Raw genomic sequence first — 14,771 nt, forward strand, 5'->3', positions numbered from 1 at the left:
GCACCATGGAATCACCATGCCGCACTCTGTCCGACTTGCACTGCGCAAAAATGACCGCCGTCGCAGGCGCGATTCATTCTGTTACAGGCTCTAAGCATCGCAAGCTCGAGAACTCATCGAGCCGGACGATCTCGACCCCGCCAGTACGCCGCACCTCCACTTTTCGCAAACCGGCACCGCCGCCGATGTGCTTACATACGCGTCACAGTCCCAGCCGCATGCACCATGTCACAACCCCCTGAGCTGCGAATCGGTATCGATCTCGGCGGCACGATTATTGGGTGATGTCCAAGGAAATCCTAAGAAATCCCGTTTTATTTATTAATTGTTTGTTTTCAATAACTTTATTATTCAGTAATATCCCAGAAAATACCGAGTCATACCGCCCGTTTTGCGTAGCTAGATGTGTAGCTGTAGTCGCTTTATGCTGACCTGACTACACATCTATACGGAGTTTCACATATGGGCCGGATGACCGATGCTTCTATTCGCAAGCTGTTGCTCGAGGGGCGCCCCCTTGCCATCGCTGACGGCGAAGGCCTGACGTTCACGATTTCCAACAATCTCACAGCTTCCTGGATTGTGCGGTACCGCTATGCCGGTCGGCCGCGCGAAATCACCCTGGGTCGGTGGCCGCAGATCGGCCTGAAGGAGGCTCGGCTGGAGACGAGCAGGGTCCGGCTCGATATAGCAGCCGGAAAGGACCCCGCATACGAGAAGAAAGTCAGGAAGGAGCGTAAGCGCGGCAACTTCACCATCGCCGAGCTCTTCGAGGAATATGTGGAGCACCGTGGCCCGGAGCTTTCCCCTGTTACGGTCAAGAACACGCGGTCTCTGTTCGAAAAGGACGTTCTTCCTCGAATTGGGTCACGACTCGCCCGCGATTTGACTCCACAAGAAGTGGTTGGGCTGATCCGGACAGTCAAGGAGAGGTCGCATTCCGTTGCCCGGCGCATATGGGAATCCCTGTCGACCGTAATGTCCTATGCCTGCGCCTCGTCTGTGATTGATGAGAATCCCTTTCGGAACTTGAAGCCTTCGGCAGTTCTGGGCAAGAAGCCCTCTGTGCGCAAGCGCCTGCAGCTGACGCCGATCGAGTTGATGTCCCTTTGCGCGGAGCTTAACGAGGTCGGGCTCGTCAATCGGGTAGCCATCTTGATCCTTTTGGCGACCTGCGTGCGCAAGTCAGAATTGCTGGAAGCTCGCTGGGAGGAATTCGACCTTCGGACGGGTATCTGGACGGTGCCTGCGGCGCGTCGAGGTAACAAGGCTCGTCGGGAATACACAATTCCCCTGGCGCCGATCGTGGTGGGCTGGGTGCGCGAGCTTGAACCGTTCAGGAACGAATCTGGCTACCTGCTGCCGCGACAAGCGAGGAACTGGCGTAGCAGCGCGAAGCACATGAGTCGGACCACCCTGAACGTCGTGATCAAACGCCTAGGCGGACCGATGCGGGATTTTTGTCCGCACGATCTGCGAAGCACCGCGCGCTCCTATCTGCGGACACTGGGCTGCCGTGATGACGTGATCGAGCGGTCGCTCAACCACTCGCTGGGAGGTCTGACCGAGATATACCAGGCGGGTGACTTGATTGAGGAGCGGCGAGAGGCGCTCGGATTGTGGGCTGAGTTGCTCGGCGACGCGCACCTTGGCCGCATGCTCGAATCCCGTGCATTGCCGCCATTCATTCAAAAGCGGTGGAAAGAGGAGTTCAATGCCGGTGATTCACAGCCAGAAACTACGACCCCTACGGTCGACCTTTCCGATTTGTTCGGCCGGACCGCGCAGTCTGCATCGTTCGCTGCTTCAAATGGCTAGTTAAGCCTGTCTCGTTTGGCCTGCTGCAGCGGGCTGGCCACGCAGAAACTGCGTAATCTTCAGACAGACCAGACAACCCCGATTGAGCGGACGTCGGCTTTCGGGGTGCGGGCAGCAGGTCCGCAATGAAGGCCCAAAGCGGCCCCTCTGCCTGCAACGCAGCAAGGGAGCTCCTTCGAGGTGCACATATCACATATTACGCCGGTAGCGCCCACCGACCTCGAATAGAGTCTGGGTGATCTGGCCGAGCGAGCAGACGCGCACCGCGTCCATCAGCACTTCGAAAATGTTGACGTTGTCGATCGCGGCCTGGCGCAGGCGCTGCTGCATCGCGGCGGTGTCCTTGGCGTTGCGGCTGTGGAAATCCTCCAGGCGCTTGAGTTGGGACTGCTTTTCGTCTTCGGTGGAGCGGGCCAGCTCGATCGTCTCCAGCTGGGCGTCGCCGTGTGGGTTGCGGAAAGTGTTGACGCCGATTAGGGGCAAGGTGCCATCGTGCTTCTTGTGCTCATAGTAAAGGCTCTCTTCCTGGATCTTGCCGCGCTGGTAGCCGGTCTCCATCGCGCCGAGCACGCCGCCACGGCTGGCGATGGCCTCGAACTCCTTCAGCACGGCTTCCTCAACGAGGTCGGTCAGCTCGTCGACGATGAAGCTGCCCTGCAGGGAGTTCTCATTCTTGGCGAGGCCGAACTCGCGGTTGATGATTAGCTGGATCGCCATGGCGCGCCGCACCGACTCCTCGGTCGGCGTTGTGATCGCCTCGTCATAGGCATTGGTGTGCAAGCTGTTGCAGTTGTCGTTGATGGCGATCAACGCCTGCAGCGTGGTGCGTATGTCGTTGAAGTTCATTTCCTGGGCGTGCAGCGATCGGCCCGAGGTCTGCACGTGGTATTTTAGTTTCTGGCTGCGCTCGTTGGCGCCGTAGCGCTCGCGCATCGCCACTGCCCAGATACGGCGGGCGACGCGGCCGATCACCGTGTACTCCGGGTCCATGCCGTTGCTGAAGAAGAAGCTCAGGTTCGGCGCGAAATCGTCGATGTGCATGCCACGCGCGAGGTAGCTCTCGACGTAGGTGAAGCCGTTGGCCAGGGTGAACGCGAGCTGGCTGATCGGGTTCGCACCGGCCTCGGCGATGTGGTAGCCGGAAATCGACACCGAGTAGAAGTTCTGCACCTTGTTGGCGACGAAGTATTCCTGGATATCGCCCATCATCTTTAGCGCGAACTCGGTGCTGAAGATGCAGGTGTTCTGGCCCTGGTCCTCCTTTAGGATGTCGGCCTGCACCGTGCCGCGCACGGTGGACAGGGTCTTTGCCTTAATCTGCGCGTGCTCAGCTTCGTCCGGCTGGCGGCCGTTGGCCTCGACGAACTTCCCGATCTGTTGTTCGACGGCGGTGTTGAGGAACATCGCCAGGATCATGGGTGCCGGGCCGTTGATGGTCATCGACACCGAGGTGGTCGGCGCGCACAGGTCGAAGCCAGAGTACAGCACCTGCATGTCGTCCAGGGTGGCGATCGACACCCCGGAGTTGCCGACTTTGCCGTAGATATCCGGGCGCAGGTCCGGGTCCCAGCCGTAGAGCGTGACCGAATCGAACGCGGTGGACAGGCGGTGCGCGGACATGCCCTCGGAGACGCGCTTGAAGCGGCGGTTGGTGCGGAAGGCGTCGCCTTCGCCAGCGAACATGCGCGTCGGATCCTCGCCCTCGCGCTTGAACGGGAATACGCCGGCGGTATAGGGGAAGTAGCCCGGCAGGTTCTCCTTCATCAGGAAGCGCAGGGTCTCGCCTTCGTCGTCGAAGCAGGGCAGGGACACCTTGCGGATCTTGCTGCCGGAGAGCGACTCGGTGGTCAGCCTGGTGCGCAGCTCCTTGTCGCGCACCTTGGTCACCTGCTCGTCGCCGGCGTATTGCGCCTGCACCGTGGGCCACTGATCGAGCAGGCGTTTCGCCTCCTTGCTCAGCTCGCCGTCCTTGGTTTCGATCATGCTGTCGAACCCGCTCAGCGGCTGGTTTTGCGCCTCGAACAAGGCCTTGGCGATGCGCAGGGACTGGCGCTCGCGCGCCACGCGCGCCTGCCGTGCCAGTTCCTTGTGGTAGCCGCGCACATTGCCGGCGATGTCGGCGAGGTAGCGCACGCGTTCGCCCGGGACGATGGCGCGGCCCAGGCTGGAGTGGCGCACGCTGACCTTGGGCAGCCTGCCAGCGGGCAGCTTGAGGCCCTTGCCTTCCAGCCCTTCGCGCAGGGCCTGGTACAGGGCAGTGACGCCGTCGTCGTTGAAGTGCGAGGCCATGGTGCCGAACACCGGCATGGTGTTGGGCGGCTGCATGAACAGGCCGCGGTTGCGCTGGTACTGCTTGGAGACGTCGCGCAGCGCATCCTCGGCGCCCTTGCGGTCGAACTTGTTGATGGCGACGTAGTCGGCGAAGTCGAGCATGTCGATCTTCTCCAGCTGCGAGGCGGCGCCGAATTCGGGCGTCATCACGTACAGCGAGAGGTCGACGAAGGGCACGATGGCGGCGTCGCCCTGGCCGATGCCGGAGGTCTCGACCACGATCAGGTCGAAGCCCGAGAGCTTGCAGGCGGCAATCACGTCCGGCAGCGCGGCGGACAGCTCGCTGCCGGTGTCGCGGGTGGCGAGCGAGCGCATGAACACCTGCGGCGTCTCGATCGCATTCATGCGGATGCGGTCTCCGAGCAGGGCGCCGCCGGTGCGCTTGCGCGAGGGGTCGATGGAGATGACAGCGACCTTGAGGCGGTCCTCCTGGTCCAGGCGCAGGCGCAGGATCAGCTCGTCGGTGAGCGAGGACTTGCCGGCGCCGCCAGTGCCGGTGATGCCGAGCACAGGGGTCTTGATGTCGGCCGCCACGGCGACGAGGGCCTGGCGCACGTTGGCCGGGTAGGAGCCGTTCTCCACCGCGGTGATGACCTGCGCCAGCTTGCGGCGGTCGCCGGAGTGCAGCGCGTCGAGCGCTTCGCCCTCCGCCGGAGCCTGGGCGCAGAGGTCGTAATCGCTGCTGCGGATGACGTCGTCGATCATGCCCTGTAGGCCGAGCGTGGCGCCGTCCTCAGGCGAATACAGGCGGGTCACGCCGTAGCTCATCAGCTCGCGGATCTCGGCCGGCACGATGACTCCGCCGCCACCGCCGAAGATCTTGATGTTCTCGCCGCCGTTCTGACGCAGCAGGTCGACCATGTACTTGAAGAATTCGACGTGGCCGCCCTGGTAAGAGGTGATGCACACGCCCTGCACGTCCTCCTGCAGCGCGGCGTTGACGATCTCGCCGACCGAGCGGTTGTGGCCGAGATGGATCACCTCCGCGCCGGTGCCCTGCATGATGCGGCGCATGATGTTGATCGAGGCATCGTGGCCGTCGAACAGCGAGGTGGCGGTGACGAAGCGCACCTTGTGCGTGGCCTTGTAGGGAGCGGCGGTTTTGGCGACGGAGAGATCATTCATGGCGGGTGGGGACGGCCCGGTGGAGGTATAACGGCGAGAGTCTAGGCTTCTCGCGCAATCCCACATATGCCGAAAAATCCCGCGATTCGTGAGAGAATCTGCCACGGGTGGAATTCAAGCTCGGCGAGGTGAATCCTGCACATGGCGGAAACAGGAAAGGGCAGCGTTGCCATCGATTTTGTGCGGCAGGCGGCGCAGGCACTGGTGCGCCGCGGCCATGACCCCGTGCCTGTATTGCTACGCTGCAACATTGCGCCGACGCTCCTGCTTTCAGACAGCGCCCGAGTTACGCCGGAGAGCTTTGGCGCGCTGTGGCTGGCTATTTCTGCAGTGCTCGATGACGAGTTTTTCGCACTGGACGCACGGCGCATGAAGGTAGGCAGCTTTTCAACGTTGTGCCATCACTGCTTGAATGCTGACAACCTCGACGGCGTGCTGAAACGCATGAGCCGTCTCTTCAACATCCTGCTCGACGATACGGTGATGCGAGTGGAATCTCTCGGTGCGGAGGCCTTTTTGGTTTTGCGCTCGCGCCCTGGGCGGGAGCCCGAGCTGGAGGCTTTTGCACACGAAACGCTGTTGGTGATCTCCTATGGACTACTCTGTTGGCTGGTGGGCCGACGCGTGCCGATTCGCCGCGCCAGCTTCGCCTATACCCAGCCTGCCTGGTGGCCGGAATACCGCTCCATTTTCTGCGACGACTTACAGTTCGGCGGCACCGAGACCTGCATAGTGATCAGCGCCCGTCATCTGACGCAGCCGGTGATGCAGACGGCGGCTAGTGCTCGCGAGTTCCTGCGGGGTGCGCCGGCTAACTTCATCCTCAAGTACCGCGACGATCAGAGCCTGGCTTCGCGCCTCCGCCGCCGACTTCGCAGCCTTCCGCCGGAATCCTGGCCCAACCAGGCAACGCTGGCGCGCGAATTCCGGTTGGGTTCCTCGACCATGCATCGCAAATTAGCGGAGGAGGGTACTTCGCTGCGCGAGATCCGCGATGTCCTAAGGCGTGACTTGGCAGTTCGCCATCTGGCTGAATCAGGATTGAGCGTATGCGATATCGCGGCCGCCCTCGGTTTTGCCGAGCCCAGCGCGTTCCGCCGCGCCTTCAAACAATGGACCGGGGTGCGGCCGGGTGATTATCGGCGAGACTAAGCACCCGCTCGCAGCTTTGCTGCGACAGATAGCTGGCTCCCGTTATGAGCCGTGACGATCAGAATAGCGCCATCGCCTGACAACCGATGTTCTGCATTACTCGACTCTGCAGCTTTGGCGGAAGTCCCGACTTCTGTATGCAATCCAGGCGGCAGCAGCGCTTGCAGTGGGCAGGCAAAATCCATTTTCCGCGATGGCGGAATATGAAATCCGACAGCGTGGAACTTAGACGGCCGAAGGTCTGATTCTTCTGCACTAATAGGGAATCCCCTAAGTCGGCGAGTGTCTTTCCTAATTGTTGGCGGTCGCGGCCAGCGGACATAGTGTGACCTGCCCCCGTCCTTGGTGGCGCACGCTGTGGAGAGCTATCGTCATGGCAGTACGAAGAGAATCGGGCCAATGAGCGCCTGCATCGTAGGTTGGGCACATTCGCCCTTCGGGCGGCTCGAAAACGAAACACTAGAGTCACTCATCGTGCAGGTCACACGGCAAGCCCTTGAGCACGCAGACGTCGAGAGTTCAGATATCGACGCAATCTGGCTCGGCCATTTCAACGGTGGCTTCGTGCCCACTTCGTTTACCTCCTCGTTGGTGTTGCAAGCCGATGATGGTCTGCGTTGGAAGCCGGCTACGCGGGTGGAAAACGCCTGCGCCACAGGCGCAGCGGCGGTGTTTGCGGCGATAGACGCGATCGAGTCCGGACGTGCGCGCCTGGCGCTGGTGGTGGGCGCGGAGAAGATGACCGGCGCATCCACGGCGGAGACGACTGCGATTCTGGCGAACGCCAGCTACGTGCAGGAAGAAGCGTGCCGCGGCATGACCTTTCCCGGGTTATTCGCGGATATCGCAAGAGCCTATTTTGCCCGCTACGGTGATCACTCCGCCGTGCTGGCGCGCATCGCGGCCAAGAACCACGCCAACGGCGTGCGTAACCCTTATGCGCAGATGCGCCGAGATCTGGGCTTCGACTTCTGCAATTCCGTCTCACCGCGGAACCCGATGATCGCCGCGCCGTTGCGCAAGACCGATTGCTCGCTGATTTCCGATGGTGCCGCAGCCCTGGTGTTGGCTGATGAGCGCACCTCCTTGGCGATGCGCAGGGCGGTGCGCATCCTCAGCCACTCCCAAGTCAACGACTACCTGCCCACCTCGCGCCATGACATGGCCGCGCTGGAGGGCCCGAGGCGTGCCTGGCAGCAGGCGCTGTCTCGAGCCAACTGCGCAGTGTCCGACCTGTCGCTGATCGAGCTGCACGATTGCTTCACCATCGCCGAGCTGTTGCTCTACGAGGCTCTAGGACTGGCGCCGCCGGGTGAGGGTGCGCGCGCGCTCGACAGCGGCATGGTCTATCCGGACGGTGCCCTGCCGGTGAACCCTTCCGGCGGGCTCAAGGCGAAGGGCCATCCGATCGGTGCTACCGGCGTGTCGATGCACGTGCTGGCGGCGATGCAGCTTTGCGGCGATGCGGGCGAGTTCCAGGTCCGCGAGCCGCGGCTGGCCGGCATTCTCAATATGGGGGGTACGGCGGTCGCCAACTACGCCAGCATCCTGGAGGCGGCCTGATGAACTTGGCCCGCCTGCTGGTCCGTACTGCCGCTACCTTCCCCGAGCGTCCCGCCCTGATCCACGGCCAAGAGTTGCTCTGCGACTACCGTGGTCTCGCGCTGCGCGCCGCCCGCGTCGGTAGCTTCCTGCGCCATGACCTCAGCCTCGCCGCGGGCGAGCGCATCTGCCTGTGGATGTCCAATACGCCGGAATATCTAGAGATACTGTATGGCGCTTGGTTCGCCGGCTTGGTGGTGGTGCCGATCAACCTCAAGCTGCATCCCAGAGAGGTCGAATATATCCTGCAGGATTCCGGCGCCGCCGCCCTATTTGTATCGGCTGACCTCGTTGGGCAGTCCAAGAACTGGGCCGGGCAGCCGCGGCTGCGCGGGGTGTTCGTGCCGGGCACACTGGACTACGCTCGCCTGTACCGCGCCGAACCGATGGCCGAGCCGTTGTTTCGTGCCCAAGACGACATCGCGTGGCTATTCTACACCTCCGGCACCACCGGGCGGCCCAAGGGTGTGATGCAGACCCACGCCAACCTGCTGACCATGATCTCCTGCTATTTCATGGATCTGGACACGGTGTCACCGGATGACGGCACGGTTTATGCCGCTCCGATGTCGCATGCCGCGGGGATGCTCAACTTCCCGCACATCATCGGCGCAGCGCGTCACATCATCCCGCGCTCTGGTGGTTTCGACCCCCAGGAGTTGCTAGAACTGGCTGAATATCACGGTCGCCTGACGCTGTTCGCTGCGCCGACCATGGTCAAGCGCCTGGTCGACTATGTCGAGGCCACCGGTGCGGATCCTTCCGGTTTCCGCACTATCGTGTACGGTGGCGGCCCCATGTATGTCGAGGATATGCGCCGCGCCTTGCGCGTGATGGGCGAGCGCTTCGTGCAGATTTACGGTCAGGGCGAGACGCCGATGACCATCACAGCCCTGAGCCGCCATCACTTGGGCGACAGTGAGCATCCACGCTATCTGGAGCGCATTGCCTCGGTCGGAGTGTCACAGACCCTGGTGGAGGTACGGGTGGCTGATGCCCAGGGCTGCGCGCTGCTGCAGGGTGAGACCGGAGAGGTGGTGGTACGCGGGCCGAGCGTGATGAAGGGCTACTGGAACAACCCCGAAGCCACGGCACAGGCTATCCGAGATGGCTGGCTGTTCACCGGCGATGTCGGCAGCTTCGACGAGGACGGCTTCCTCACCCTCAAGGACCGCTCCAAGGATGTGATCATCAGTGGCGGATCCAACATCTACCCACGCGAGGTCGAGGAGGTGCTGCTGCAGCACCCGCAGGTGGAAGAGGTATCGGTGGTGGGCCAGCGCCATGACGAGTGGGGAGAGGAGGTGGTGGCCTTTGTCGTTACGAAGGATGGCCGGCCAATAGACGCCGGTGAGCTTGATGATCTGTGCCTGCAGACCATCGCCCGCTTCAAGCGCCCCAAGCAGTACCGCTTCGTCCCGGCTCTGCCCAAGAGTAGCTACGGCAAGGTGCTGAAAACCGCCTTGCGCGAACAACTGGCGGCTGGATGAGGTGCCGCGCCGCGCAGTTCTCGGCGGCGCTGTTCCTGGGGCTGGCTTGCACCGCGGGCGCCGATGGCATCAGCAGCCTGCGGGCGGCGATGCGCGAGGAGGAGCAGGGGCACATGCAGATCGGCATCGCGCTATACACTGCGGCGATCCAAGACCCGATGCTGTCCCAGCACGACCGCATGGCAGCGCATTACGATCGCGCTGGCGCCTACGAACTGTCGGGCGACTACGAGCAGGCGATCGGCGACTACAATCTGATCCTGCAGGCCGATCCGCGCAATGTCTTGGTGCTGGGCAAGCGCGCTGAGGCCTGGTGGAGCTTGGGTGAAGTGAAAAAAGCGCTTGCCGACTACGACGAAGCGCTGCGCTTGGAGCCGCGTAACGCCGTGCTGCTAAGCGGCCGCGGCAATCTCTATCGCGGCCGCTCTGATCTGACGCGGGCTTTGGCCGACTACGACCTCTCGGCACAGCTTGACCCAGGCAATCCGGCCGTGTATCTAAACCGCGCTCTGGCCTACAAGGACATGGGCGATAACGGTCGCGCCCTGTCCGACCTTGGCCAAGCGCTGCGGCTTGATCCGAAATATGCCAAGGCCTATTTATTTCGAGCCTACACCTACCGCGCTGCCGGAGACCTCGAGCACGCCATCGCCGACTACGACGCCGTGTTACGCCTGGACCCAGGCAACGCCACCGTCTACTACAATCGCGCTAATGCCAACGCTGCGCGTGGCCAAGCCGAGAGCGCCATCATCGACTATGGCCACGCCATCGCCCTAAACCCGCGCGATCCCTGGGCCTATTTCAATCGCGCCGGCCTATATCTGGAACGTGGAGAGTATGAGCAGGCAATCGCCGACTACCAGTCCACTCTGGCGCTCAACGGCCGTAATGCCGATGCTCATTTCAGCCTAGGCAGCGCGCGCTTCTTCTCCGGTCGCTACGCCGAGGCTGCGCAGGACATCTCGCGTGCCTTGACGATGCCCACCGACGGCGTGCTGGCTTTCTCGACCGGGAGTGATGGCGGCCTCGATACCAAGTATCGGCTTATCTGGCGCTACCTGGCACGCCGTCGCGCCGGGCAGGACGGGACGGATGAGCTCCGCCGCGGAGCCGCTGCACTCGATGGCGGTGACTGGCCCTCGCCAGTGATCGAGCTGCTCCTGGGGCGGATCGATGGCGAGCGCTTGCTGGCGGCGGCGCGCGACGCCGTCCCAGAGTTGCAGCGCAAGAAGCAGTGCGAAGCCAGTGCCTACTTGGGTGAGATGCGTCTCATCGGCGCCGATCGCGCCGGGGCGCTGTCGCTGTTTAAGGTCGCTGGCGAACAGTGCCCGGCGGGCTATATCGAACATCGGCTGGCGCTGGTCGAGTTGCAGCGGCTGGGGCAGCCTTGAGCGGGGAGGGCAACTGAGCGCCATGTATGCGCTGCGCTGGCGCATCGCACACTGGATGCTGGCGCACCGCCGCTTGGCCTGGGCGTTGTTCGCGGTGGTGACGCTGTTCTTCTCCGCAGGGCTGCCGCGGGTGCAGCTGCGCACCATTTTTTCCGACCTTCTGCCGAAGGATGATCCTTTCGTGCAGGTTTACAAAGACCATCCTGGCTTTGGCAATCCGCTGACCATGGCGGTGATGATCCGCCACCGCAATGGCACCATCTACGATGCGGCTACCCTGGCCAAGGTCTGGAAGTTCACCCGCGACATCGACCTGGCGCCGGGCGTGGACCACGACCAGATCCTCTCCATCACCACCGAGAAGGCGCGCTACTCCGAGGCGACGCCCTTCGGAGTGGACATGCGCCCGCTGATGGGGGACGCGCCACCGCGCACGCTGGAGGAGGTGCAGCGCTTTCGCGATCGGGTCGACAAGGCGCCGAACGTGCGTATTTTCCTGATCTCGCGCGATGAGCACGCAACCCTCATCACCGCTACCTTCATCGAGCAGCGCGTCGACTACGGTGTCGCTTTCCGTTACGTGCAAGGGCTGGTGGAAGCGGCGCGCGATGTCGATCACGAGGTGGAGCTGGCCGGCCAGCCGGTACTGATCGGCTGGGTATACCAGTATGAGCGGCAGATGATCGCGATCTTTGCTATCACCATCGGCGCCCTAGTGATGGCACTGGCCCTGTACATGCGTAACCTGGTCGGCGTACTCACGCCTATCGTCACCAGCGCCACCGCAGCTGTGTGGGCCTTCGGCTTGGTCGGCTGGTTACGCATCTCGATTGAGCCGCTGTTGATGGTGGTGCCGCTATTGCTCACCGCGCGCTCGTTCTCGCACTCGGTGCAGTTTACCGAGCGCTTCTACGAGGTCTATGCCCAGCTGCGCGACCGCCACCGCGCCGCCGAAACCACGATGGCGCTGATGATGGCGCCCTCGGTGCTGGGCATCGTCACCGACATCCTCGGCATCTTCATTGTCATCGCCGCGCCTATCCCGGCGATGGTGCGCCACGCCATCTTCTGCGGCATGTGGGCGGTATGGCTGATCCCCACCGGCGTTGGGCTCATCTCGCTGCTGCTGGCTTCTCTGCCGCCGCCGCGCGACATCGAGCGCCTGGTAGCGCGCCGCTCCGGCGTCCATGAACACCTGCATGGCGTGCTCGGCGCCGTCGCCAGCCTGAGCTGCGGCCGGTGCGCGCGCTGGACTGCGATGGTGGTGTTCGCCAGCGCGGCGCTGGCCATCGGCATCGCCCAGCAGATCCGCTTCGGCAACCCTGTGGAGGGGAGCGGTCTGCTGTGGGACGACTCCGAGTTCAACATTGCGGTGCGGGCTATCAATGCCAGCTTCCCCGGGGTGAACACTCTGGAGATCGTCCTCGAGGCGAAAAACCAGAAGGATCCGAACTGGGTCGCCAACCAGGCCGACACAATTCTCACCATGCAGCGCCTACAGCGACTGCTGGAGGATGGGGCGCTGCCACCGCGCGCCACACTGTCGTTCGCCGACTACGTCGCCGAAGGCAATCGCTTGTTCAGCGGTGGAAATCCTAAGTGGTTACCGTTGGATCCAAACGACACGGCGGTGAACGCGGCGGCGGTGGCGGTGATGATGGGTTCCAGCGCCAAGAATTTCGGTAACGTCGTCAACTTCACCATGGAGAACACCACCGTCTCCCTGTGGTACCGCGACAACAAGCAGGAGACGGTAGACGCCGCGCTTGCCGCGGCGCGCACCGCTGTGGACGAAGTGGGTGCCGATCACCAAGCATTCCGTATCCGTTTGGCCACCGGTACCATCGCCCTGCAGGAAGCGGTGAACCGGGTCATCGCACGCTTCCATGTGGTAGTGATCGCGCTGCTCAACCTGTTCATTCTGGCCTCGTGCAGCGTGGCCTACCGCTCGCTCAGCGCAGGAGCATTGTTGCTGATCCCGGTGAATCTGGCCAATCAGGTGCTGTACGCGGCTATGCACCTGATGGGCGTGGGCCTGGACGTGAACTCGCTGATCGTAGCCGCAATCGGCGTCGGCGTCGGCATCGACTACGGCATCTACCTATTGTCGCGCATCTGCGAGGAATACCTGGCGGCGAACGGCGACTGGGAGCGGGCCATCGCCGGCGCCCTGCGCACCACCGGCAAGGCAATCCTGTTCACCGCCATGATCATGATCCTGGGCATTGCACCCTGGTACTTTCTCTCTGGGCTGCGTTTCGTGGCCGACATGGGGCTGTTGCTGATCATCATCATGCTGATCAACATGGTGCTGGCCCTGGTGGTGCTGCCACTGCTGGTGTGGCTGGTCAAGCCGGCCTTCGTACGGCGGCTTCACCCTCAGCCGGTGGAGTTCAGCTTCGCCGCCGGCAACTCCGGCGTGACGCAGCCGGCGGGGCAGCAGCGGTCAGACTGAGCCGGGGGGAGCTGCCCCTGGTCCAGCACACCGCGGTCGAGCAGGCGCTCGACCAGGGCGGTCCTGTCCGGCACCGGGCAGTTGCGCCGGATCTCGCGCTTCGTCGCCTCCGGCGAGCCGCCGCCGTGCAGTGAAATGACCGAGTACCAGCCGCCTTGGTAGGAAGAGGTGAGATCTTCCACCAGCCGCGCCACCCCGAGGCGGCGCTGGGCCGGTACCTCGTCGCGGCCGGCCAGTACCTCGGCCAGGCTGGTGCGAATCTCCGGGTTGTGGTCCTCGTCCGGACCAGGCAGGACGACGATGAGGCCGCCGGAGACATGGCGGGCGAGACGGTGCATGTCGTAGATACGGGTGGCCAGCAGCAGCTTGCCGATGTTGGCGAACACCGTATCCGGCTGCACCGAGCCGGCCGCGCAGGGCGTGCGGTAGACCGAGGCGGCGACGCCGCAGACGTAGAAGCCTTCAGTGATGGCGATCAGCTCGACCATGGCGTCGCGGATGTGGGCGTGGCGCTCCGGGTCGAGGCCGTTGGCTTCGATCATCAGGGTGCCGGCACCGATCAGCAGGTCGCCGAAGCCGGCGCGTGCGCCAATGCAGGAATGGCGGTGGTTGGTGGCGTAGGACGTGGTCTGCACGCCAACCTTGACATGCTCTCCGGAGAGGACCCGCGCTCGTACGGCACGAACACGTCGGCGAACAGCACCACGCCGGTGGACTACCGTAGCGCGCCGAGAACATGGCGGCGCGCTCGCTCGGTCGGCCTACGGGCCGCGCCATGATGGTCACCCCGGGGCGTCGACCGGCACCGCGCAGCACACGGCAAAGTGCGCCTCCTCTGCTGTGTGGGTGCGGCACGGCATCACCAGGAACTCGTGCATGTACGGCGCACCGGTGACGATGGCCTTGGTGCCGCGGATGACGATGCCGCCGGGGTGGCGCTCCACGATGTGTACGTAGACGTCGGGGTTGCGTTGTTGCCCTGGCCGCAGAGAGCGATCACCTTTGGCGTCGGTCATGGCGATGCCCAGCGTCAGGTCTTGCTGCCGCACCTGTTCCAGACAGGCGGGAAAGCGGGCGTGGTAGTCGCTGCCGTGCGCGGCGTCGGCCGGCCGCACCCGGATTCGCGGCAGACCAGGCGCACCGCCTTGAGCTTGCGCAGCAGGTCCTCGGAGTGCTGGTCGATGTGCAGCATGCGGTTAACCAGGCGCCGTCCTGGTGCGCTGTCATCAGCGTGGCATGGGCCGGCACGTGCGCCACTGCCATGCCATCGACGAACACCCATGGCGCGTAGCGGCGCAGGGACTCGCGGTGGTCCTCGGCGGTCATCAGCATCGTTCGTCTCCAGGGCGGAGTGGAGCGGCATTCTGCGCGGGGCGGCGCAGGCGATTAAGCCGAGCGCTGCTA

Annotated in this window: 7 protein-coding genes and 1 pseudogene; 6 read left to right on the top strand and 2 right to left on the bottom strand. The window is 63.5% G+C overall.

Translation table 11 applies throughout. The features are described from left to right. The first annotated feature begins 462 nt into the window (after nucleotides 1-462). The gene (locus BP26_RS0111965) at nucleotides 463-1,818 is read left to right on the top strand and encodes a tyrosine-type recombinase/integrase (RefSeq protein WP_029920818.1); all 1,356 of its coding nucleotides are present in this window, start codon (nucleotides 463-465) and stop codon (nucleotides 1,816-1,818) included. A gap of 189 nt (nucleotides 1,819-2,007) precedes the next feature. Here the strand turns inward: BP26_RS0111965 and icmF are convergent, their stop codons facing one another. Then, complete coding sequence (gene icmF, locus BP26_RS0111970; RefSeq protein ID WP_029920819.1) at nucleotides 2,008-5,274, bottom strand: fused isobutyryl-CoA mutase/GTPase IcmF; 3,267 nt, start codon at nucleotides 5,272-5,274, stop codon at nucleotides 2,008-2,010. Nucleotides 5,275-5,415: 141 nt separating this feature from the next. Between icmF and BP26_RS0111975 the strand changes: the two genes are divergently transcribed. The 5 genes from BP26_RS0111975 (at nucleotide 5,416) to BP26_RS0111995 (ending at nucleotide 13,367) form a co-directional block, all read left to right on the top strand. After that, nucleotides 5,416-6,426, top strand: coding sequence for an AraC family transcriptional regulator (locus BP26_RS0111975; RefSeq protein WP_029920820.1), 1,011 nt, complete (start codon nucleotides 5,416-5,418; stop codon nucleotides 6,424-6,426). Between the two features lie 399 nt (nucleotides 6,427-6,825). After that, nucleotides 6,826-7,989: an acetyl-CoA acetyltransferase gene (locus tag BP26_RS0111980; protein ID WP_029920821.1), complete on the top strand. Its 1,164-nt coding sequence runs from the start codon at nucleotides 6,826-6,828 to the stop codon at nucleotides 7,987-7,989. After that, nucleotides 7,989-9,518, top strand: coding sequence for a class I adenylate-forming enzyme family protein (locus BP26_RS0111985; RefSeq protein WP_029920822.1), 1,530 nt, complete (start codon nucleotides 7,989-7,991; stop codon nucleotides 9,516-9,518). The genes BP26_RS0111980 and BP26_RS0111985 overlap by 1 nt, the downstream gene beginning before the upstream one ends. Beyond that, nucleotides 9,515-10,912: a tetratricopeptide repeat protein gene (locus tag BP26_RS26655; RefSeq protein WP_036516731.1), complete on the top strand. Its 1,398-nt coding sequence runs from the start codon at nucleotides 9,515-9,517 to the stop codon at nucleotides 10,910-10,912. The genes BP26_RS0111985 and BP26_RS26655 overlap by 4 nt, the downstream gene beginning before the upstream one ends. Nucleotides 10,913-10,934: 22 nt before the next feature. Further along, nucleotides 10,935-13,367 carry an efflux RND transporter permease subunit gene (locus BP26_RS0111995; RefSeq protein ID WP_036516733.1) on the top strand — a complete coding sequence of 811 codons (2,433 nt, stop codon included), beginning with the start codon at nucleotides 10,935-10,937 and terminating at the stop codon, nucleotides 13,365-13,367. On the opposite strand, the pseudogene BP26_RS31095 reads toward BP26_RS0111995, so the two are convergent. Continuing rightward, nucleotides 13,292-14,699, bottom strand: a pseudogene (locus tag BP26_RS31095) (4-hydroxyphenylacetate 3-hydroxylase N-terminal domain-containing protein). The gene BP26_RS0111995 and the pseudogene BP26_RS31095 sit on opposite strands and share 76 nt — an antisense overlap. Nucleotides 14,700-14,771: the final 72 nt, after the last annotated feature.

Source organism: Nevskia soli DSM 19509 (assembly GCF_000711955.1).
Classification (GTDB): Bacteria; Pseudomonadota; Gammaproteobacteria; order Nevskiales; family Nevskiaceae; genus Nevskia; species Nevskia soli.